Genomic DNA, 21,506 nt, shown 5'->3' with positions numbered 1-21,506 from the left:
CTGGGCCTACTAGACCTACTGGGCCTACTGGTTGTTCAGATAGGCCAGTACCGCCAGCACCCGGCGGTGGCCGCTGTCGCTCGGGGGCAGGCCCAGCTTCAGGAACACGTTGCCGATGTGCTTGCTGACCGCGCGTTCCGTGACCACCAGCGTCCTGGCGATCGTCGTGTTGTCGTGGCCCTCCGCCATCAGCTTCAGGACCTCACGCTCGCGCGGGGTGAGGGAGTCGAGAGGGGAGTCGCGGCGGCGGGTGAGGAGTTCGGTCACGACCTCGGGGTCGAGGGCGGTGCCGCCGTCGGCGACGCGGTCCAGGGCGTCGAGGAACTCGTCGACCCGGCCCACCCGGTCCTTGAGGAGATAGCCGACACCGCTCGCTCCGCCGCCCAGCAGCTCCGCCGCGTACGACTCCTCCACGTACTGGGAGAGGACCAGCACCGGAAGGCCGGGAATCCGCTCCCTCGCCTCCAGCGCCGCCCGCAGACCCTCGTCGCGGAAACCGGGAGGCATCCGGACGTCCAGCACGGCCGCGTCCGGACGGTGTTCGAGAAGGGCGGGGAGCACCTCGGGGCCGCTGCTCGCGACGGCCACGACCTCGTGCCCGGCCGACGTCAGGAGGAGGACGAGCCCTTGTCTCAGCAGGGCGTTGTCCTCGGCGATCACTACGCGCATGACGGTCCTGTTCTCGATCCGGTCCAGCTCGCGGGTCCAGTTCGCCGGTCGAGCGGCGATCGCGCTCACCATACGCAGGGCAGTTCCACCTCGATCACGGTCGGCCCCCCGACGGGGCTCGACAGGTCCACGCTGCCGTCAAGGGCGGCCACCCGGCGGCGCATCCCGAGCAGTCCGGTGCCGCCCTTCTCGTCGGCGCCGCCCTGTCCGTGGTCGCCCACCCGGACCTTCAACCCCCTTGGCACCCGGACGAGTTCGACCCAGGCGGTCGGTGAACCGCTGTACTTCGCCGCGTTGGTCAGCGCCTCGGCGACCACGAAGTAAGCGGCGGCCTCCACCGCCGCGGGCGCCCGTACGCCGTCCTCGACACCGTCGTCGACCACGCCGACGTCCAGGCCGCTGCTCGACGCCAACGCCCGTACGGCGCCGACCAGTCCCCGGTCGGTGAGGATCGGCGGATGGATGCCGCGCACCACGTTGCGCAGCTCGGCCAGCGCCTCCTCGGCCTGGTCCTGGGCGTCCTCCAGCAGCTTGCGGGCGGCGTCCGGGTCACGGTCGTACGCCCGTTTCGCGAGGCCGATCCGCATGGACAGGGAGACCAGGCGGGCCTGGGCGCCGTCGTGCAGATCCCGTTCGATACGCCGGAGTTCGGCGCCGTGCGCGGCGACCGCGTCGGCCCGGGTCGCCTTCAGCTGCTCGACGCGCTCCACGAGCCGCGCCTTGGGCGAGGGCTTGAGCAGCGCGGCCGACCAGGAGGCGTCGAGGTCGGCGAGCCGGCTGATGAGAGGGAGGACGACCGCCTCGCGGCGCAGCAGTCCGCACCACACACCGTCGACGACGAGGCCCACCGGCCAGAGCGGGATCATCAGCAGCGGCAGGGCGCCGTACACGTAGTGGGCGAGCATCCAGGTCAGGTCGGTGCGCGTACCGGGGTCGCGGACCACGATGCGCAGCTTCTCCTTCAGCCTGCCCTCGATGGGCAGATACGCCTCGGGGATCTCCACTCCCGACCACTCGGTCGTCATCCGCCGCTTGGTGCCGGCGATCCGCCGGATGAGCAGGACCGTCTCGGGCAGCAGCCCGGCGCCGACCACCGCGAGCGTGGCTGTGGCCGTGATGAGCAGGACGGTGATGAAGATGTACGAGCCGAAGGCCAGGATCGCGACCGCGACCAGCTGGACCGTGGCCCGCGCCGCCTGCCGCACTGTCTTCCACATGGTCATCAGGCTAGGCGACGGCCGCCCGGCGCACGGGAGAGCCCGCTCCCGGACGGCGGTGCAGCCCACTCCACCATGGATTGGGGAGCACACCCCCTCACCCGTCGATCCCGTACGGTCACGGCTGGGCCTGGGACAGCCCCGCTACAGCGCCTGCAGCGCCGCCGTGGTCGCCCGGGCCAGTGACGCCAGGTAGCCCTTGGGCAGCTTCGGGTTCCGGATCACCACCGAGCGCCAGTAGAGCGGCCCCGAGATCAGGTCGAGGGCCAGTTCGGGGTCGATGCCCGCACGGACCTCCCCCCGCTGCTGCGCCGCCGCCACGATCCCGCTCGCGACGCTCTCCTGCCCCTCCCGCAGCGCCTTCTGCATGGCTTCGGCGATCTCCGGGTTGCGGGCCGCCTCCGCCTGCAGGTCGGGGATGACCTGCGAGGCCACCGGGTGGCGCAGCGCACGGGACGTCAGCTCGTACAGCATCCGCAGGTCGCCCTCCAGCGTGCCGGTGTCCGGCGCCGGGAGCCCCTGCACGGCGATCGCCGAGACCAGGTCCAGCACCAGATGCAGCTTCGAACGCCAGCGCCGGTACACCGCCGTCTTGCCGACGCCCGCCCTGCGCGCGATGCCCTCGATGGACATCCGGGCGTACCCGGCGGACGCCAGTTCCTCGAACACGGCCGCCCGGATCGCCTCCGTCACGTCCTCGCGCAGTACGGCGGCTCCGGCGGGGGCCCGGCGGCGGGTCCGTGCCGGTGCGGTCCCGGGCTCGTCGGTGTTCGTCGTCATACGGACCAGCATAGGGGCGTATCGACGAAACGGTTGCGTTCCGACGCCGAATCGGAATACGCTCCCGTCACGACGATACGGTCCCGTCCCGACGTAAGAGTATGGCAAGAATCGCGTAAGGAACCCAAGGCACCGGCGGGGGACGCCTGCGACGGGAACCGGTCGCGCACCCCCTTCCCCCCGAGCGAAAGCAGCGGATGTGAGCCAGGCCCTCGACACACCGCCCCAGTCCACGCCACCCCTGTCAGGCGTCACGCAGGCCGGTGACCACCTCACGGCGCTCGCCGTCCGGCACGGCCTCTCGGTCAGCGGCGCCCGTCCCACCCTGCGCACGTACGTCAGCCAGCTGTGGGCACGGCGCCACTTCATCACCGCGTTCGCCACCGCCAAGCTCACCGCTCAGTACAGCCAGGCGAAGCTCGGCCAGATCTGGCAGGTGATGACCCCGCTGCTCAACGCGGCGGTCTACTACTTCATCTTCGGCATCCTGCTGGGCACCAGCCACGGCGTGCCGGACTACATCCCGTTCCTGGTCACGGGCGTGTTCATCTGGACGTTCACACAGGGCGCGATCATGGCGGGCACCCGCGCGATCGCCGGCAACCTCGGCCTCGTCCGGGCCCTGCACTTCCCGCGCGCCGCCCTCCCGATCTCCTTCTGCCTCCAGCAGCTCCAGCAGCTGCTGTTCTCGATGACCGCACTGATCGTCATCCTGCTCTGCTTCGGCATCCCCGTCACCGCCTCCTGGCTGCTGGTGATCCCCGCCCTGGCACTCCAGTTCGTGTTCAACACGGGCGTGGCGATGATCATGGCGCGGATGGGCGCGTCGACGCCGGACATCGCCCAGCTCATGCCGTTCATCCTGCGCACCTGGATGTACGTGTCGGGCGTGATGTGGAGCCTCGACAAGCTGGGCAAGAAGGACAACCTGCCGCACGTGGTGGTGGTGATGCTGGAGACCAACCCGGCGGCGATCTACATCGACCTGATGCGCTTCGCCCTGATCGACAGCTACCACGCCAGCCAGCTCCCGGCGCACGTCTGGCCGATCGCGGCCGGCTGGGCGCTGCTCGCGGGCGTCGGCGGTTTCATCTACTTCTGGAAGGCTGAGGAGACGTACGGCCGTGGCTGAGAACCCGAACGAGCAGATCCCCACCGTCGTCGCCAACGGCGTCGACATCGTCTACCGGGTCAACGGCACGGGTGCCGGTCGCGGTACCGCGACCGCCGCCCTCAACCGCATGATGCGGCGCAAGCAGAGCGAGAAGGCGGCCGGTGTACGCAAGGTGCACGCCGTCAAGAACGTCTCCTTCGTCGCCTACCGCGGCGAGGCCATCGGCCTGATCGGCACCAACGGCTCCGGCAAGTCGACCCTGCTCAAGGCCGTCGCCGGACTGCTGCCGGTGGAGAACGGCAGCATCTACACGGACGGGCAGCCTTCCCTCCTCGGCGTCAACGCGGCCCTGATGGGCGACCTGACGGGCGAGCGCAACGTCTACCTCGGCGGTCTCGCGATGGGCATGTCCCGGGAGCAGATCAAGGAGCGCTACCAGGGCATCGTCGACTTCTCGGGGATCAACGAGAAGGGTGACTTCATCACCCTGCCCATGCGGACGTACTCCTCCGGTATGGGCGCCCGCCTGCGCTTCTCCATCGCCGCCGCCAAGGACCACGACGTACTGCTGATCGACGAGGCGCTGGCCACCGGCGACCGGTCCTTCCAGATGCGCTCCGAGGAACGCATCCGCGAGCTGCGCCAGCACGCCGGCACGGTGTTCCTGGTCAGCCACAACAACAAGTCGATCCGCGACACCTGCGACCGCGTCCTGTGGCTGGAACGCGGCGAACTGCTCATGGACGGCCCGACGGACGACGTACTGAAGGAGTACGAGGCCTTCACGAACCGCCCAGCAGCCAAGCCCGCCCGCGCCGCCTAGTGGCCGCCGCCTAGTGGCGGAATACCCAGGTGCGGTAGACGAGGAAGCGGAACGCCGAGGCGAGCACGATCGAGACGCCCTTCACCTCATTCGACTCGACCGGCCCGTGCAATGCCAGTCCGTGATAACCGATGTAGAACAGGCCGCTTTCCATCGCGATGCCGATCGCGCTGAACACGAAGAACAGCGCGATCTGCTGCCTGGTGCGTGAGGCCCTGTCCCGGTACGTGAAATAGCGGAAGCCCAGATAGTTCGAGCACATGGCGATGAGGCTGGACAGCACCGTGGCCGTCATCGCCCGCCAACCGAGCCCGTGCAGCAGCACGTTGAAGAACAGGAAGTTCACGAGCACGCCGCTGCCGCCGACGGCTCCGAATTTCACCGCTTCGAGGATTACGCGCCGCACCGACCGGACCGAAACGGGCGGCCGCTTCTCGGAGACATTCACACTCACGACCGCGACTTTATCCGAGGTGTCCGGTCTAGCAGAAAAGGGTAAATTCCCCGTCTGCTTTTCTCTAACAGTTGTCAAGAAAACGAGGGCGCCCCCGGCCGTAACGGCCGGGGGCGCCCCTTCACGTACCGCCTGCCCGCCTACGAATGAGCCCGCAGCAGCGTCCGCATCGTCCGCATCGCGACCGACAGGTTCGCCAGGTCGAAGGCGTCCGAGCTCTGGATCTCGTCCAGGGTCGTGCGCGCCCGGCCCAGGAGCGCGGTGTTCTTCTCCTCCCACGCCTTGAAGCGCTGCTCGGGCGTCGACGAGCCGTTGCCGACCGCGAGGACGTCCGCCGTGAGGGACGCGTGGGCCGCGTACAGGTCCTCGCGGATGGAGGCGCGCGCCATGGACTGCCAGCGGTCCGCACGCGGCAGCTCGATGATGCGGTCCATGAGCTGGGCGATGTGGAGACGGTCGGCGAGGTCGTAGTAGACCTCGGCGACGTCCATCGGGTCGCGGCCCATCCGGTCGGCGACCGAGACGATGTCCAGCGTCGGGAACGCGGACGAGAAGCCCGCGACCCGGGTGGCGAGTTCGTCGGGGACGCCGGCGCCGGTCAGCTCGTCGTAGATCTTCTGGTACCACTCCAGATCCGCGCCGCTCAGCAACCTGGCCAACTGGGACCAGACCTGACCGACCCGCTCGCCGAAGAACTCGATGGTCTCCGTGAGTTGCACCGGCTGCGGCCGGTTGTTGAGCAGCCAGCGGGTGCCGCGCTCCACAAGTCGCCGCGAGTGGAGGCGGATCCGGGTCTGGACGGCGGCCTCGACCGTGTTGTCGAGCGCCTCGACCGCGTCCCACACCGCGCTGGAGTTGAAGATCGCGCGAGCCGCGGTCTGCGCCCGCACCACCTCCTCCAGCGAGGCGCCGGTCTCCTCGCGCAGCCGGTGCAGGAAGCTCGTACCGCCCGTGTTGACCGTGTCGTTGACGAGTACGGTCGTGATGATCTCGCGGCGCAGCGCGTGCCCGGCGATCTGCTCGGGGAACTTCCTGCGCAGCGCGCTCGGGAAGTAGGCGTCCAACAGGCGCCGCAGGTACGGGTCTTCGGGCAGCGAGGTGCGCAGCAGCTCGTCCGAGACCGTGATCTTCGTGTACGCGAGGAGTACGGCCGTCTCCGGACCGGTCAGCCCCTGCCCCGCGTTCAGCCGTTCACGGATCTGCCGGTCGGTCGGCAGGAACTCGATGGCCCGGTCCAGATGGCCTTCGCGCACCAGGTGACGCATGAAGCGCTGCTGGGCGTGGAGCATGTCCGGGGACTGGGCGAGGGCGTTGGCGATGGCCGTGTTCTGCGCGTAGTTGTTGCGCAGGACGAGCGTGCCGACCTCGTCGGTCATCTGGGCGAGCAGCTTGTTGCGCTGCTTGACGGTCATGTCACCTTCGGTGACAAGGGAGTTGAGCAGGATCTTGATGTTCACCTCGTGGTCGGAGGTGTCCACGCCCGCGCTGTTGTCGATGGCGTCGGTGTTGATCTTCCCGCCGCGCTGCGCGAACTCGATCCGCCCGAGCTGGGTGAGCCCGAGGTTGCCGCCCTCGCCGACGACCCTCACGCGCAGGTCGCCGCCGTCGACACGGATGGCGTCGTTCGCCTTGTCACCGACGTCGGCGTGCGACTCCGTACTCGACTTGACGTACGTACCGATGCCGCCGTTCCACAGCAGGTCGACCGGCGCCTGGAGGATCGCCTTCATCAGGTCGGCCGGGGTCATCTTGCCGACGGCGCCCTCGATGCCGAGCGCCTCGCGGATGTGCGAGTTGACCGTGATGGCCTTGGCGGTGCGGGGGAAGATGCCGCCCCCTGCGGAGATCAACTGGCTGTCGTAATCCGCCCAGCTGGACCTCGGCAGCTCGAACAGACGCCGCCGCTCGGCGTACGAGGTGGCCGCGTCGGGCTTCGGGTCGATGAAGATGTGCCGGTGGTCGAAGGCGGCGACGAGCCGGATGTGCTCGCTCAGCAGCATCCCGTTCCCGAACACGTCACCGCTCATGTCACCGACTCCGACGACGGTGAAGTCCTCGCTCTGGGTGTCGACGCCCAGCTCGCGGAAGTGCCGCTTGACGGACTCCCACGCACCGCGCGCGGTGATGCCCATGCCCTTGTGGTCGTACCCGGCCGAGCCGCCCGACGCGAAGGCGTCGCCGAGCCAGAAGTTGTACGACTGGGCGACCTCGTTGGCGATGTCCGAGAACGTCGCGGTGCCCTTGTCGGCGGCGACGACGAGATAGGTGTCGTCCTCGTCGTGCCGTACGACGTCGGCGGGCGGCACGACCTCGCCGGCCACCAGGTTGTCGGTGATGTCGAGGAGCGCCGAGATGAACGTCTTGTAGCTCCTGACCCCCTCGGCGAGCCACGCGTCCCGGTCCACACTCGGATCCGGCAGCTGCTTGGCGACGAACCCGCCCTTGGCACCGACCGGCACGATGACGGTGTTCTTCACCATCTGCGCCTTGACCAGCCCGAGGATCTCGGTGCGGAAGTCCTCACGCCGGTCCGACCAGCGCAGCCCGCCGCGCGCGACCTTGCCGAACCGCAGGTGGACGCCCTCCACCTTCGGCGAGTAGACCCAGATCTCGTACGCCGGACGCGGCGCGGGCAGGTCCGGGATGGCCTGCGGGTCGAACTTCATGGAGACGTAGTCGTGCGGCTTGCCGCCCGCGCGCTCCTGGTAGAAGTTCGTCCGCAGGGTCGCCTTGATGACGGTGAGGAAGGACCGCAGGATGCGGTCCTCGTCGAGGGAGGCCACCTGGTCGAGGGCCGCGTCCAGCTCCTCCATGAGGGCGTCGGTCAGCTCGACGCCCGCCCGCTGCCGCTCCGGCGACATCCGCGCCTCGAACAGCGACACGAGCAGCCGGGTGGTGTGGACGTTGTTGCGGAGGGTGTCCTCCATGTAGTCCTGGCTGAAGGTGGAACCGGCCTGCCGCAGGTACTTGGCGTACGCGCGCAGCACCAGCGCCTGCCGCCAGTCGAGGCCCGCGCTCAGCACCAGCGCGTTGAAACCGTCGTTCTCGGCCTGGCCGGTCCAGGTGGCCGAGAAAGCCTCCTGGAAACGCTCCCGGCCGTCGTCCCCGAGATAATCCCCGCCGCCGCTCAGCGACTTGGGCAGCCTGAGCCCGAAGTCGTAGATCCAGGCGGTGGTCCGGTCCGAGCAGCGCAGCTCGTACGGCCGCTCGTCGATCACCTCGACACCGAGCCGGTTGAGGACGGGGAGTACGGCGGACAGCGAGACGGACTCGCCGGTGCGGTAGATCTTGAAGCGGCGCTCACCGGGCGCCGCGCTCACCGGCTCGTAGAGGCTCAGCGCGAAGTTCGTGCCGACGCCCAGCTTCTCCAGGTGGACCAGGTCGGCGACGGCGGCACGCGGAGTGTGGTCGGCCTTGTAGCCCTCGGGGAAGGCGTTCCCGTACCGGCGCAGCAGTTCGGCGGCGCGCTCCTCACCGCACTCGGCGTTGAGGGCCTCCGCGAAGCCGTCGGCCCAGGAGCGGGCGGCCTCGACGAGCCGCGCCTCGATGCGTTCCTTGTCCTGGTCGGACAGCTGCGGCAGTTCGGTGCCCTGCGGAACCCGGACGACGAAGTGCAGCCGCGACAGGATGGACTCGGTGTTCCAGGCGGTGAAGTCGACGCTGGTGCCGCCGAGCTCCTCCTTCAGAATGTCGATGATCCGCAGCCGTACGCCGGTGGTGTACCGGTCCCGCGGCAGGTAGACGAGGGCGGAGTAGTAGCGCCCGTACTCGTCCTGGCGCAGGTAGAGCCGCAGTCGGCGCCGCTCCTGCAGATACAGCACCGAGGTGACGATCGCCCGGAGTTCGTCGGGCGGTGTCTGGAAGATCTCGTCGCGCGGGTAGGTCTCCATGATCTGGAGCAGGTCGCGTCCGTCGTGGCTGTTGGGCCCGAATCCGGCGCCCCGCAGCACCTCGTCGACCTTGCGGCGGACGACGGGCACCCGGCGCACGGACTCGGTGTAGGCGGCGGAGGAGAACAGCCCCAGGAACCGCCGCTCACCGACGACGTCACCGTTCTCGTCGAACTTCTTGACCCCGACGTAGTCGAGATACGACGGCCGGTGAACCGTGGCGCGGCTGTTGGCCTTCGTCAGTACGAGGAGCTTGTGCTCGCGGGCCTTGGCCCGGGCGTCGGCGGGCAGCCGCTCGAAGGACGGGCTGACCGGATGCCCCTCGTCCTCGGAGTGGAGCGGATCGGCCCGCAGGATGCCGAGCCCGGTCCCGGGCACGGCGGCCAGCGAGTCGTCCCCGCGCAGTTCGTACTCGCGGTAGCCGAGGAAGGTGAAGTGGTCCTGCGCGAGCCAGCGCAGCAGCTCGCGCGCCTCCTCGACGTCCTGGTCGACCAGGTCGTCGGCGGTCGGCTCCTTGGGCAGTTCCTCGGCGATGCGCAGCGCGGCATCGCGCATCTTGTCCCAGTCCTCGACGGCCTCACGGGTGTCGGACAGGACACGCAACAGGTCGTTGGTGATCTGCTTCAGATCGGCGCGGTCGGTCTCGCGGTCGATCTCGACGTGGATCCATGACTCGATGTGCGCGTCGTGCGGCAGCTCGGCGCTCCCGCCCGCCGCACCACCGGCGACCGGGTCGGGCAGCACCTCGATGAGCCGGCCGGTGAGGTCCCGTCGTACGACGAACTGCGGATGGACGACGAGATGGATGCCGCGACTCTGCCGGGACAGTTCGTTGGTGACCGAGTCGACGAGGAAGGGCATGTCGTCGGTCACGACCTCGACGACGGAGTGGCTGCACGTCCAGCCGTTCTCCTCGACGGTCGGGGTGTGCACCCGCACGCTCGCCGTTCCCTGCGGACGGGTCGCGCCCAGCCGGTAGTGCGCGAAGGCGGCGCCGAAGACGTCGTCGGGTTCGCGGCCGAGAAGGTCCTCCGGGGCGGTGTGCAGGTAGTAGCGCTGGAGGAACGCGAGCACGGTGTCGTGGTCCGGGGTGCCGGGGTCTCCGCCGGGCGCGGTTGCACGTGTCGTCCCGGTCGGTAGGTGCCCCCCGACCGGGCTGTTCTCAGCTACCCGGGCGGCCCTTTCGAGCAGCTCGGCCTTGGCTTCGTCCAGCTTGGTCTGCATTGTCCTCTGACTCCTGTCGCGCGCCGTTGCGTGACGTAGAAGGAAGTACGGTCCCTCCAGAGGTGCAACGCCTCGACGCGGGGTCTCCGGTCTGTTCCGACGCTATGCCGCAAGGGGGGAAGAGCGGGGGGTTATCAGCCATTCTCGGCACCCCGACGGAGTGTGACGCTGCTCTCGGCAGCGCCGGTCCATGGGATGCGTACGGCGTCCTGGGAACCCTCGGGGTTCCGTCCCGCCCGCGCCGACCAGCGATCGCCACCCGGGCACGGATGTGGTCCGTGCATTCCGGGCGCAAGGCAGGGACGACTGCGCCCCCGCGACGTATCGCGCTGATCACGCCACCAGGCTATCGCTCATGACGGGGGCCACGTCATACGCCATTTGTGTACAAAAACGGGTCGGCAAGTTTGCCAGTCTGCACAGTGGAGAAAGGGAGAGGCCCCAAAACACCTCGCCCGACGACCATGCGGACGACTACTCGGACAACTACGCGGCCAGCCGCTCGGCCTCGGCGACAGCCTCCTCCAGGCTGTCCACCACAGGCACACCCACCTCTTCGAGGCTGGCCCGGCCATGGGAACCACCGGTGTAGAGCACGGCCAGCGCACCCACGTGCAGGGCGGCGATCGCATCGTCGGCGGCATCCCCGATGACCACCGTGCGCGCGGCCTCGACGCCGGTGAGAGCACCCAGATGGCGCACCATGTGCTCGGCCTTGCTGCCACCGGAGGGCCCGGTCCGCCCGTCGACCCGGACGAAGTGCGGCTCGATCCCGAATCCCCTGACCAGCGGGACGAGCTCGGCATGCCCGTACATGCTGAGAATGGACTGACTGCGCCCCGCCGACTGCCACCCCGCCAACAGATCCCGCGCACCCACGGCCAGCTCACACGCCACACGGTGCTCCGCGTAGTACCGGTGGAAGATCTCGTCCATGACGGCCCACTCGGCATCCGTGGGCAGCCGCCCGAGCAGCCGCTCGTAGAACCGCGGCACCGGCACGCAGTACAGCTCCCTGTACTGCGCCAGCGTGATCGGCGCCAGCCCCAACTCGGCGAACGCGGCGTTCGTGGCCCCTATGACGGCATCGGTGTCATGAAACAGGGTCCCGTTCCAGTCCCACACGATGTGCGCCGTTCCGTGCTTCCCCATAGGAAGAAAGTACCCGTCACCCGAGAACCCGACCCATTGGGCCACGGTTCCCGGCAGGCGCCAGCCCGCATATTCAGCCCGTCCGGCGCTTGAGGACGAGGCCCGTTCAGCGCGACCTTCTTTCCCACCCACCCGCCCCCACCGCTTCTGCAGCCCAGCCCGCACCCGCCGCCAGTCCCCGGCGGCACCCCTCCAGCCCCGGCCGCATTTCCAGCTCCGGCCCGCACCTCCAGCCCGTCCGGCGCTTGAGGACGAGGCCCCTTCAGGGCCGACAGGGGGGTCTGGGGGCGCAGCCCCCAGGAACGGGATGGGACGGGTAGGGGCGGCGGGGGCGAAAACCCTCCAGCCCCACACACCTCACCCCAACAACCCCACCAACTGAGGAATCTCCTGCGTGGCATACCAGAGCAGCTCATGATCCTCCGCCCCGTCCACCGTGAACTGCGCATCGTCATCCCCCCGATCAGCCGCCCCCAACGCCGCCGCGGCCGCAGCAACATCCCCCTCCGCATCACCCGCATCGACATGCACAGCCGCGACCTTCCCCAACGACACAGGCCCACCGACCCGCACCTCACCCAGCGCCCCCGGATCAAGCCCCCGATCGGGGTCGGCGACCGCCACCCCGTCCGCGACCTCCAGCGCGACGACCACACGCCGACGGATCACCCCCGGCTCCATCGCAAGCAACCGCAGCGACGCCAGCGCGGCCCGATTCAGCGCCGAGTACTCCAGTTCCTCGATGTCGTCGGACAGATACCACTCACGCAACGCGGGCGTGACGGCGTACGCGACGAACCGCCCCGCCCCCAGCTCACCCGTCTTGTACGCCTCGGCGAGGCCGGGGAGGGTCAGAGGGACGTAGACGCGCATGACTGACCGCTTTCGTAGTTCGTAGAAGGCGTTGAAGAAGGCGTTGCAGGAGGCGTTTCCGACGACGCGGGAGGACCCTCAGGATACGTCGCGGCGTCCCCTTTCGAGTCCCCGCTCACGCCTCTCCGAACGTCAACCGCACTCCTCAAAATTCACCCCGCCCACAGCTCCCACCAGGCCTTTACCCTCCGAGAACCACCCTGATAAGTGAACCCCGACCCCCCTCACCCAGCACCCCGCCCCTCCTTGCACGCGGCCGGTTACTCCCCGTACAAGATCCCCACCAGAAAGTTACCGCCCGGTATCCATCCGGGCCGCGAGAACGGGGACATTCCATGAACAAGGTGATGACAAGGACGGTTCGCCGCACCCCGTCCCACCCGCCGGTACGCAGGGACACCCGCCGCCCCGGCAGCACCCCGCACCGCACCACCCCGGGCGGAGGCACCCCTCGCACTCCCCTCCCCCACGCCGCCACCCCCACCGACACCCGCCCAGAACCCCGAGTCCCCACCCAGGGCGGCCGACAGGAACAGCACCCGGAACAGCACGGGACCCCCACCCACCCGCTCCAGCACCCCTCCCAGCCCCGCCAGGCACCCTCTCAGCCGCCCCGGGCTCTCCCCCAGCCCCGACCCACCGACCTCTTCGCCGACCGCCTCCTGGCGGTCCTGAGCGGCGAACGCCCCGTCCACAGCATGCTCCGCCACACCGTGGGCCGCGCCTACGACGAACTGGCCCGGCTCGCGGAACGCGGCCCCCTGCGCACCCGCGGCACCCGCCCCGTCGTCCGCGACGTCGGCTACTACGAGCCCAGCCAGGGCGCCCTGGAGGCCTTCGCCCGCATCGGCGCCGGCGACCAGCTTCGCGCGATGGCCTTCCGCCTGGAACTGGGCCGGGACTACCGCTGGCGCTGCACAGCGGTGGAACTGGGCGGCCCCCGAAGGCCGCACACAGCGGACGACTAGACCAGACCTCGTAGCTCCACAAACCGAAGGGCCGGCCACCCTCGCAGGATGCCCGGCCCTTCGAACAACACGTAAGCGACTACCCAAAGTCACTCACGAACCACTAACTACCAACCACCAACTACCACCGCTTACTTCTTGCGTTACTTCTTACGCCGCCGCCCGCTGCGCTGCTTGCGCCGCTCGGCGCGGGTGAGCCCGTCCGCCTCGGACCGCACCTCGTCGTCGTCCCCGACGAAGTCGCCCTCGACGATGCCGCCCTCGCCGTCCACGGTCGGCGCGGAGAAGTGCAGCCGGTCCGGCCGCTGCGGAGCGTCGAGACCCTTGGCACGGATCTCGGGCCGGGAACCGGCACTCGCCTGCGCCGGCACCGAGTCCTCGGCGCCCTTGTCCAGGGACGGCTTGGCGTCCGCGACCGGGACCTCCTCGACCTGCTGCTCGACCTGGACCTCCAGGTTGAACAGGTAGCCGACGGACTCCTCCTTGATGCCCTCCATCATGGCGGTGAACATGTCGAAGCCCTCGCGCTGGTACTCGACCAGCGGGTCCTTCTGCGCCATGGCGCGCAGGCCGATGCCCTCCTGGAGATAGTCCATCTCGTAGAGGTGCTCGCGCCACTTGCGGTCGAGGACCGACAGCACGACCCGGCGCTCCAGCTCACGCATGATCTCGGAGCCGAGCTGCTCCTCACGCGACGCGTACTGGTCGTGAATGTCGTCCTTGATCGACTCGGAGATGAACTCGGCGGTCAGCCCGGCACGGTCGCCGGCCGCCTCCTCCAGCTCGTCGACGGTGACCTTCACCGGGTAGAGCTGCTTGAAGGCGCCCCACAGCCGGTCCAGGTCCCACTCCTCGGCGAAGCCTTCGGCGGTCTCCGCGGCGATGTACGCGTCGATGGTGTCGTCCATGAAGTGCTGGACCTGCTCGTGCAGGTCCTCGCCCTCCAGGACGCGGCGCCGCTCGCCGTAGATGACCTCGCGCTGCCGGTTGAGGACCTCGTCGTACTTGAGGACGTTCTTGCGGGTCTCGAAGTTCTGCGTCTCGACCTGCGACTGGGCGGAGGCGATGGCACGGGTGACCATCTTGTTCTCGATCGGTACGTCGTCCGGAACGTTCGCCATCGACATGACGCGCTCGACCATCTGGGCCTTGAAGAGCCGCATCAGATCGTCACCGAGGGAGAGGTAGAAGCGCGACTCACCGGGGTCGCCCTGACGTCCGGAACGACCGCGGAGCTGGTTGTCGATACGCCGGGACTCGTGCCGCTCAGTACCGAGGACGTAGAGCCCGCCGAGGTCCTTGACCTCCTCGAACTCGGCCTTCACAGCCTTCTCGGCCCGCTCCAGGGCGGCCGGCAGGGCCGCCGCCCACTCCTCGATGTGCTCCTCCGGGTCGAGGCCGCGCTGCCGCAGCTCCGCCTCGGCGAGGTCGTCGGGGTTGCCGCCGAGCTTGATGTCCGTACCACGACCGGCCATGTTCGTGGCGACCGTGACGGCACCCCTGCGGCCGGCCTGGGCGACGATGGTCGCCTCCCGGTCGTGCTGCTTGGCGTTCAGCACCTCGTGCTGGATGCCGCGCTTCGAGAGCTGCTGCGACAGGTACTCGGACTTCTCCACCGAGGTCGTGCCGACGAGGATCGGCTGACCCTTCTCGTGCTTCTCGGCGATGTCGTCGACGACCGCCTCGAACTTCGCGACCTCGGTGCGGTAGATCAGGTCGGACTGGTCCTTGCGGACCATGTCTCGGTTGGTCGGGATCGGGACGACACCGAGCTTGTAGATCTGGTGGAACTCGGCGGCCTCGGTCATGGCCGTACCGGTCATGCCGGAGAGCTTGGAGTAGAGGCGGAAGAAGTTCTGGAGGGTGATGGTCGCCAGGGTCTGGTTCTCGTCCTTGATGTCCACCCCTTCCTTGGCCTCGATCGCCTGGTGCATGCCCTCGTTGTAGCGGCGGCCGGCGAGGATACGGCCGGTGTGCTCGTCGACGATCATGACTTCGCCGTCGATGACGACGTAGTCCTTGTCGTTCTTGAAGAGCTCCTTGGCCTTGATGGCGTTGTTCAGGTAGCCCACCAGCGGCGTGTTCACCGACTCGTACAGGTTGTCGATGCCGAGCCAGTCCTCGACCTTGGCGACACCCGACTCGTGGATGGCGACGGTGCGCTTCTTCTCGTCGACGTCGTAGTCGCCGGTCTCCTCGATGCCCTTGAGGGGGTTGCCCGTCTCGCCGCGCTTGAGGCGCGTGACCAGCTTGGCGAAGTCGCCGTACCACTTGGTGGCCTGGTCGGCCGGGCCGGAGATGATGAGCGGCGTACGGGCCTCGTCGATGAGGATCGAGTCGACCTCGTCGACCACCGCGAAGTTGTGGCCACGCTGGACGAGCTCGTCCTGGGACCACGCCATGTTGTCGCGCAGGTAGTCGAAACCGAACTCGTTGTTCGTGCCGTACGTGATGTCGCAGGCGTACTGCTCGCGGCGCTGGGCCGGCGTCATGTTGGCCAGGATGCAGCCGACGGTCAGGCCCAGGAACTTGTGGACGCGGCCCATCATTTCGGAGTCGCGCTCGGCCAGGTAGTCGTTGACCGTGATGAGGTGAACGCCGTCTCCCGAGAGGGCGTTCAGATATGTGGGCAGCGTGCCGACCAGGGTCTTGCCCTCACCGGTCTTCATCTCGGCGACATAACCGAGGTGCAACGCGGCGCCGCCCATGATCTGGACGTCGTAGTGCCGCTGGCCGAGGGCTCGCTTGGCTGCCTCACGCACGGTGGCGAAGGCCTCGGGCAACAGGTCGTCCAGACTCTCACCGTCGGCGTACCGCTGCTTGTACTCATCGGTGAGGGCCCGCAGCTCGGCGTCGGAGAGGTCGACGAAGTCCTCTTCGATGGAGTTGACCTGGTCCGCGATGCGGTGCAGCTTGCGCAGGATTTTGCCTTCGCCTGCACGCATGATCTTTGAGAGGACGGACACGGGGGTTGGTCTCCTTGCCGGTCGGGCCGGGACGGTCGGTTTCCACTGTCTTGACTGAGCAACGGCCATCGTATGCGAGGACCCCGCCAAGCCGGGAGGTCTGCCGACGGGACAGCCACAAGGAGAACGGCCGGGAGTCACGGATGGTGCCGCGTGCCACCCATGAATTGCACGAATTGTGATCACGAACTCACGCTCGGCAAAAGGGATGGCGCCCTCATCCCGTCCCCGAGCAGAATCGGCCGATGGACCCCGTCACTCTCACCACCGACCGTCTGCTCCTGCGCACCGTCGGCCCCCACGACACGGACGCCGTGTACGCAGCGGTGCAGGACCCCGACATCCAGCGCTGGACGACGATCCCGTCGCCCTACCTCCCCGAACACGCCGAGGGCTTCACCACCCAGCTGGTGCCCGACGGCTGGGCGAACGGCTCGATGTTCACGTTCGGCGTCTTCCTCCCCGAAGGGGAGGAACTGGTGGGCATGCTCGCCCTGACCAGGCGCTCCCTGGGGGTGAGCGAAGTCGGCTTCTGGGCCGACAAGGCCCACCGGGGCAACGGCTACATCACGGAGGCCACGATCACCGCCTCCCGCTGGGCCTTCACCCACATGTCGGTGGACCGCGTGGAGTGGCGGGCGGAAGTAGGCAACACGGCGTCCTGGACAGCGGCCGAACGGGCCGGCTTCACCATGGAGGGCACCCTGCGCTCAGCAATCAACAACAAGGGAGTACGCCGAGACTGCTGGGTAGCTTCCCTACTCCCCTCAGACGTGGGCCTCCCCTCATCGGCCCCGTACCTCCCGGCCCCCGACACCCCCAGCCACTCCGCCACTTAAGAACAACCCCCACCCAGCCCAAGCGCCCTCGCCCACCCGGCCCGACCTCCTTCCTCCCAGCACCGGCCCCTCCCCCAAGCTCCGACCTCTCCCCCGAGCTCCGGCCGCATTTCCAGCTCCGGCCCGCACATCCAGCCCGTCCGGCGCTTGAGGACAAGGCCCCTTCAGGGCCGGAGGGGGGTCTGGGGGCGCAGCCCCCAGGAACAGGATGGGACGGGTAGGGGCGGCGGGGGCGAACTCCCTCCACGCCCCAAGCCCCACTGTCAGTCCCACCCCCTATCGTGCGGAAGCATGACGAGCAGCCCGCCCTCCCCCACTCACCCAACCCACCCCACCCCCCACACCCACCTCTCCGCCGACGAAGCCCGCCGCATCGCCCTACGCGCACAGGGCTTCCTCGGCACCCCCAACCGCAAGGCAGCCGTCCGCGGCATCCTCCGCCACCTCGGCGCGGTCCAGCTCGACACGATCTCCGTTCTCGCCCGCTCCCACGAACTCATCCCGTACGCCCGCCTGGGCGCCATACCGCGCAAGAAGATCGAAGACGCCTACTGGAACCCGGCCCAGGCGAACCCCCACGCCTTCGAGTACTGGTCCCACGCCGCCTGCATCCTCCCCGTGGAGGAATGGCCCCACTTCGCCTTCCGCCGCCGCGCCTACCGCTCCCGCCCCCAGTGGAACCACGACCTCCCGCCCGGTGTCTACGACCAGGTCATCGCCCAACTCCGCACGCAAGGCCCCCTCACGGCAACGGAGTTGGGCGGCGCGAAGCGCACCAGCGAATGGTGGGACTGGTCCGGCACCAAGGTCGCCGTGGAACGCGCCCTGATGTACGGCGAGGTGGTGTGCGTGGAACGCCGGGGCTGGAAGCGGGTGTACGACCTGGCCGAGCGCGCCATCCCCGCCACGCTGCTGCACGACGAGCTGGACGACGCCGAATGCCTGCGCCGCCTCGTCGGCCTCGCGGGCCAGTCCCTCGGCGTCGGCACCCGCGCGGACATCGCCGACTACCACCGCCTCAAGGCGGAGCAGGTCGACGCGGTGATCGCGGACTCCGGCCTGGTCCCCGTCACGGTCGAAGGCTGGGGCAAACCGGCCTGGGCCGACCCTGCGGCCCTGGAGACGCCCGTACGAGGCCGCCACCGCACGACCCTGCTCTCCCCGTTCGACTCCCTGATCTGGGAACGGGCCCGCACGGAACGGATCTTCGGTTTCACCCACCGCCTGGAGGCCTACGTCCCCAAGCCGAAGCGCGTGCACGGCTACTTCGCGATGCCGGTCCTCGCCGGCGGCCACCTCGTCGGAAGAGTGGACCCCGCCCGCGAGGGCAGCACCCTGGTGGCCAGGCAGGTCACCCTGAACGGCCCCAAGGCGGTCCCGGCGGTGGCTCAGGCCCTGCTGGAGGCGGCAAGCTGGGTGAACTGCACGAACGTACGAGTGGAACGAGTGGACGCCCCGGACCTACGCGCCCCTCTCACCAGGGAACTGGCCGCGGCCCTCGGGTGACCAGTGACCGGTGACCGGTGACCGGTCGCTCTACCGGATTTCGAGGATCTTCTCCCGCATCGCGTAAACCACCGCCTCCATCCTGGAGTGCAGCTGCAGCTTCTCCAGGATGTTGCGCACATGGTTCTTCACGGTGTTCTCGGAGATGAACAACTCCTTGGCGATGTCACGGTTGTTCATGCCGGTGGCGACCAGCTTGAGTACTTCCAGTTCGCGATCCGTGAGCCGGGGCGCCGGAACCAGTCGCCGCTCGTCCGTCCGCTGGATCATCGACTTGAATTCGGTGAGGAGTTTCGACGCCATCGAGGGGCTGATCTGCGACTGCCCGTCGGCCACCGCACGAATGGCCGTGGCCACCTCGTCCGTGGAGATCTCCTTGAGGAGATAGCCGGTCGCACCCGCCTTGATCGCCTCGTACAGATCGGCTTCCTCATCGCTGATCGTCAGCATGATGATCTTGGCGCTGGGCGCGACCTCCTTGATGGAGGTGCACGCCTCGATCCCACCGCGCTTCGGCATCCGTACGTCCATCAGGACGATGTCGGGCAGCAGGTCGGCCGCCTTGTCGACAGCCTCCGCACCGTCGCCGGCCTCGCCGACGACCTGGATGTCCTCCTCGGCCGCGAGCACGATCTCCAGTCCACGACGGAAGAGCGCGTGATCGTCCACGACAAGAACCCTGATCGGCTCCTTGCGCGAGGTGCCCGCGTCCGGGCCCGTGCCGTTGACGCCGTCGTCGGCATCCTCGACCCGCATCGGTCCGAAGCTGTCCGCCATCGTTCCTCCCCCTGAAGGCTGTGGCCCGTGGTCCTGTGCCATCGCCAACCCAAGGCAACGGCCCATCGGTTGGACCGTTGCGGCCATGATTCCATGCCCGGGCGACAGTGCGGTGACGGAGCGGGCACCGAAGGGGTCGCACACGGGTGCCCCTGGGGGCGCACACGCGCTCCAGGGGCACCCGCTCGGCTGTCACCGAGGCGGGGTCAACCGCCCAGCGTGCCACCCGCCGCGGGGGAGTGCGTCTCCTGGTGGGCGACCATCGGGTCCGTGTTGAGGTGGATCACGCCGTAGTCGTAGGCATGCCGCCGGTAGACGACACTCGGTTCCTTGGTCTCGGAGTCGACGAACAGGTAGAAGTCGTGCCCGACCAGTTCCATCTCGTAGAGAGCCTGGTCAAGCGTCATCGGGGAGGCAACGTGGGTCTTCTCGCGGACGATGAGGGGACCTTCGCCCTTCACTTCCAGCGAGCCGATCCTCTTGACGGGCACGCCGTCCGCGTCTTCCGCGTGGACGGGGTGACCGTTGCCGTTCAGCGTTGCCGCGTCCGGGACGTGGTCGGCGACCTCGGCGGCTGTCAGCCGGCCGGCGCCTCGGCGGGTGTAACGCTTGTCGTGCTGCTTGCGCAGCCGGGCCTCGAGCTTGTCCGCAGCGAGGTCGAGTGCCGCGTACGGGTCGCTTGCCGCTGCTTCCGCCCGGATCACCGGACCGCGGGAGTGGAGCGTGATCTCCACTCGGTCGGAGCGGTCGGCCTGCCGGGGGTTGGGCTCCTTGGACACCTCTACGTCGAGGCTGATCACCTTGCCGTCGAGCTTCTGGATTCTGTCCAGCTTCAACTTCTCGGCGACGTGCTTCCGGAACCGCTCGGGCACCTCGGTCTTGCGTCCCTTGACGACGATGTCCACGCAGAACTCCGTTCCCGGATCGCTCCGCTTCAGTGGCGAAGCGTCTCCCTTTCGCACCAGGCTCCGGTGTACTCCGGAACCTCGGACTCGGTGACTTCCACCTCCTCCTCCCCCATGGGCAAGATCCCCACGCGGCCGGCCGGGGTGATTAAGCAAAACCCGCAGCACGGCATTCGGATTTTCGAGGTGTGGCCTGCGGCTTTCCCTCACAACCGAACATATCTCGCCCGGACGGATGTCGTCACCCTCTACTGCCGCGTACCTCCGTTCCAGTTAATTGACCCTCTCACTACCTGCAACGATGCAAGATCGCGGTCAGTTCCGGTTTATTTCGAAAGAATCAGGCGTCGCCGCGACCACGGCCGCGCAGATCATGCCTCTGAAGCTGCCAGGCGCCACCATTGCCGACACTCCTGGCCTCCGCTCCACATCGACATCCACATCCGTGGCCGTGACTCCTGTGCACCGCTGCACTCTGCCTTCCCGTCCCGCTTCGGAGTACACGGCATTTCTCACTCCTCTCACGTTCCCCTCCTCTCCCGACCGTTCAGCCCCGTCCGACCAGTCCACCTCTCCCGTCTCCCCGCACCCGACCGCTTCCCGCACGGCACGGGTGGCCTCGGCCAGCGAGGCTCCCGTCGTCATCAGGTCGTCGACCAGGACGACCGAACCCGCACCGGCGAGCAGCCGCTCGCCCCCGGCGACGACTCTCAGGGCGCCCGCGAGATTGTCCAGCCGCTCCCGGGAGCTGAGGCCCGCCTGGTCGGCCACCGCACGCCGCTGCCGCAGCACCGCCAGTACCCGGGCCGGCGTGCCGGACGCGCGCAGTTCACCCGCTGCGGCGAGCGCGATACGCCGAGCCGGATCGTGCCCCCGGGCCCGCACAGCCCGACGCGCGGACGGCACAGGGACGAGCAGCACGCCCGTACCATCGCGCGGGGCCATGGCCGGCCCCGCCCGCACAGCTCCCGCCAGCGCCGTCCCGAGCGGCCCCGCGAGTGCCAGCGCACCCCTTTCCTTGTGCGCGAGGAGTACCGCGCGCACCTCGTCCGCGTACCGGACCGCCGCGTGCACCACCGGCAGTCCGAGCGGCTCCGGCACGGGTCGCACCCTGCTGGACGCGGCCCCGTTCAGAGCGGCACGGCACTCCGCGCAGAGCACCGTGCGGGGCCTTCCACAGCCCCCGCACTCGGCCGGCAGCACCAGGTCGCCGAGATCCTGCCACCAGCCCCGCATGCCCACCACTGTGCCAACACCGGCGCCACCCTGCCACCCCTGTGGAAAACGCCCTGTGGACAACTCCACGCGCCCGCGAGAAGCACCTGAAAAACACCGACGGCCCGCCGGAC

16 protein-coding genes are annotated in these 21,506 nt (G+C 68.7%); 5 read left to right on the top strand and 11 right to left on the bottom strand.

Annotated features, from left to right (window positions below; translation table 11 throughout):
• Positions 1-24: 24 nt before the first annotated feature.
• The 3 genes from OG241_RS34880 to OG241_RS34870 form a co-directional block, all read right to left on the bottom strand.
• Positions 25-669 (bottom strand): response regulator, encoded by a 645-nt coding sequence (locus OG241_RS34880; protein WP_405826580.1) that lies wholly within the window; start codon positions 667-669, stop codon positions 25-27.
• Between the two features lie 65 nt (positions 670-734).
• Positions 735-1,886 (bottom strand): histidine kinase, encoded by a 1,152-nt coding sequence (locus OG241_RS34875; protein ID WP_405821075.1) that lies wholly within the window; start codon positions 1,884-1,886, stop codon positions 735-737.
• Between the two features lie 144 nt (positions 1,887-2,030).
• The gene (locus tag OG241_RS34870; RefSeq protein ID WP_405821073.1) at positions 2,031-2,678 is read right to left on the bottom strand and encodes a TetR/AcrR family transcriptional regulator; all 648 of its coding nucleotides are present in this window, start codon (positions 2,676-2,678) and stop codon (positions 2,031-2,033) included.
• A 187-nt stretch (positions 2,679-2,865) separates the two neighbouring features.
• Here OG241_RS34870 and OG241_RS34865 point away from each other — a divergent pair, with 187 nt between their 5' ends.
• A complete protein-coding gene (locus OG241_RS34865) occupies positions 2,866-3,798 on the top strand; it encodes an ABC transporter permease (protein WP_405821071.1) in 933 nt (310 codons plus the stop codon).
• The gene (locus OG241_RS34860) at positions 3,791-4,603 is read left to right on the top strand and encodes an ABC transporter ATP-binding protein (RefSeq protein ID WP_405821070.1); all 813 of its coding nucleotides are present in this window, start codon (positions 3,791-3,793) and stop codon (positions 4,601-4,603) included. The genes OG241_RS34865 and OG241_RS34860 overlap by 8 nt, the downstream gene beginning before the upstream one ends.
• A 10-nt stretch (positions 4,604-4,613) precedes the next feature.
• On the opposite strand, the gene OG241_RS34855 is transcribed toward OG241_RS34860, so the two are convergent.
• From OG241_RS34855 to OG241_RS34840, 4 genes are all read right to left on the bottom strand, one after another.
• Positions 4,614-5,057 carry a GtrA family protein gene (locus tag OG241_RS34855; RefSeq protein WP_405821068.1) on the bottom strand — a complete coding sequence of 148 codons (444 nt, stop codon included), beginning with the start codon at positions 5,055-5,057 and terminating at the stop codon, positions 4,614-4,616.
• 140 nt (positions 5,058-5,197) lie between these two features.
• Positions 5,198-10,171, bottom strand: coding sequence for an NAD-glutamate dehydrogenase (locus tag OG241_RS34850; protein WP_405821066.1), 4,974 nt, complete (start codon positions 10,169-10,171; stop codon positions 5,198-5,200).
• 486 nt (positions 10,172-10,657) lie between these two features.
• On the bottom strand, positions 10,658-11,323 hold the full coding sequence (locus tag OG241_RS34845) for an HAD family hydrolase (protein WP_405821064.1): 666 nt from the start codon (positions 11,321-11,323) through the stop codon (positions 10,658-10,660).
• Between the two features lie 357 nt (positions 11,324-11,680).
• Positions 11,681-12,196, bottom strand: a complete 516-nt coding sequence (locus OG241_RS34840) for a DUF6912 family protein (protein ID WP_405821062.1) — start codon at positions 12,194-12,196, stop codon at positions 11,681-11,683.
• A gap of 335 nt (positions 12,197-12,531) precedes the next feature.
• Between OG241_RS34840 and OG241_RS34835 the strand changes: the two genes are divergently transcribed.
• Entirely contained in the window at positions 12,532-13,164 is a 633-nt protein-coding gene (locus tag OG241_RS34835) for an Rv3235 family protein (RefSeq protein WP_405821060.1), read from the top strand.
• Positions 13,165-13,307: 143 nt separating this feature from the next.
• Here OG241_RS34835 and secA read toward each other — a convergent pair whose 3' ends face one another.
• Positions 13,308-16,130 (bottom strand): preprotein translocase subunit SecA, encoded by a 2,823-nt coding sequence (gene secA, locus OG241_RS34830; protein WP_405821058.1) that lies wholly within the window; start codon positions 16,128-16,130, stop codon positions 13,308-13,310.
• A 245-nt stretch (positions 16,131-16,375) separates the two neighbouring features.
• Between secA and OG241_RS34825 the strand changes: the two genes are divergently transcribed.
• Both OG241_RS34825 and OG241_RS34820 read left to right on the top strand, forming a co-directional pair.
• A complete protein-coding gene (locus tag OG241_RS34825; RefSeq protein ID WP_405821057.1) occupies positions 16,376-16,969 on the top strand; it encodes a GNAT family N-acetyltransferase in 594 nt (197 codons plus the stop codon).
• 291 nt (positions 16,970-17,260) lie between these two features.
• Positions 17,261-18,475, top strand: coding sequence for a winged helix-turn-helix domain-containing protein (locus OG241_RS34820; RefSeq protein ID WP_405821055.1), 1,215 nt, complete (start codon positions 17,261-17,263; stop codon positions 18,473-18,475).
• 30 nt (positions 18,476-18,505) lie between these two features.
• On the opposite strand, the gene OG241_RS34815 is transcribed toward OG241_RS34820, so the two are convergent.
• The 3 genes from OG241_RS34815 to OG241_RS34805 all read right to left on the bottom strand — a co-directional run bounded on the left by OG241_RS34815 (position 18,506) and on the right by OG241_RS34805 (position 21,393).
• Positions 18,506-19,252 (bottom strand): response regulator, encoded by a 747-nt coding sequence (locus OG241_RS34815; protein WP_405821054.1) that lies wholly within the window; start codon positions 19,250-19,252, stop codon positions 18,506-18,508.
• Between the two features lie 206 nt (positions 19,253-19,458).
• Entirely contained in the window at positions 19,459-20,157 is a 699-nt protein-coding gene (gene hpf / locus OG241_RS34810) for a ribosome hibernation-promoting factor, HPF/YfiA family (RefSeq protein ID WP_405821052.1), read from the bottom strand.
• Between the two features lie 315 nt (positions 20,158-20,472).
• On the bottom strand, positions 20,473-21,393 hold the full coding sequence (locus tag OG241_RS34805) for a ComF family protein (RefSeq protein ID WP_405821050.1): 921 nt from the start codon (positions 21,391-21,393) through the stop codon (positions 20,473-20,475).
• Between the last annotated feature and the right edge of the window lie 113 nt (positions 21,394-21,506).

The organism is Streptomyces sp. NBC_01390 (assembly GCF_045040105.1).
Taxonomy (GTDB): domain Bacteria; phylum Actinomycetota; class Actinomycetes; order Streptomycetales; family Streptomycetaceae; genus Streptomyces.
The sequence above is the reverse complement of the archived record's forward strand: the minus strand, read 5'-3'. Positions and strand labels throughout refer to the sequence as shown.

Bases quoted from the DNA above. Each gene is read 5' to 3' on its own strand.
- OG241_RS34880 (WP_405826580.1), bottom strand. From the start codon at position 669: ATGCGCGTAGTGATCGCCGAGGACAACGCCCTGCTGAGACAAGGGCTC.
- OG241_RS34875 (WP_405821075.1), bottom strand. From the start codon at position 1,886: ATGTGGAAGACAGTGCGGCAGGCGGCGCGGGCCACGGTCCAGCTGGTC.
- OG241_RS34870 (WP_405821073.1), bottom strand. From the start codon at position 2,678: ATGCTGGTCCGTATGACGACGAACACCGACGAGCCCGGGACCGCACCG.
- OG241_RS34850 (WP_405821066.1), bottom strand. From the start codon at position 10,171: ATGCAGACCAAGCTGGACGAAGCCAAGGCCGAGCTGCTCGAAAGGGCC.
- OG241_RS34845 (WP_405821064.1), bottom strand. From the start codon at position 11,323: ATGGGGAAGCACGGAACGGCGCACATCGTGTGGGACTGGAACGGGACC.
- OG241_RS34840 (WP_405821062.1), bottom strand. From the start codon at position 12,196: ATGCGCGTCTACGTCCCTCTGACCCTCCCCGGCCTCGCCGAGGCGTAC.
- OG241_RS34835 (WP_405821060.1), top strand. From the start codon at position 12,532: ATGAACAAGGTGATGACAAGGACGGTTCGCCGCACCCCGTCCCACCCG.
- OG241_RS34825 (WP_405821057.1), top strand. From the start codon at position 16,376: ATGGACCCCGTCACTCTCACCACCGACCGTCTGCTCCTGCGCACCGTC.
- OG241_RS34820 (WP_405821055.1), top strand. From the start codon at position 17,261: ATGACGAGCAGCCCGCCCTCCCCCACTCACCCAACCCACCCCACCCCC.
- OG241_RS34815 (WP_405821054.1), bottom strand. From the start codon at position 19,252: ATGGCGGACAGCTTCGGACCGATGCGGGTCGAGGATGCCGACGACGGC.
- OG241_RS34805 (WP_405821050.1), bottom strand. From the start codon at position 21,393: ATGCGGGGCTGGTGGCAGGATCTCGGCGACCTGGTGCTGCCGGCCGAG.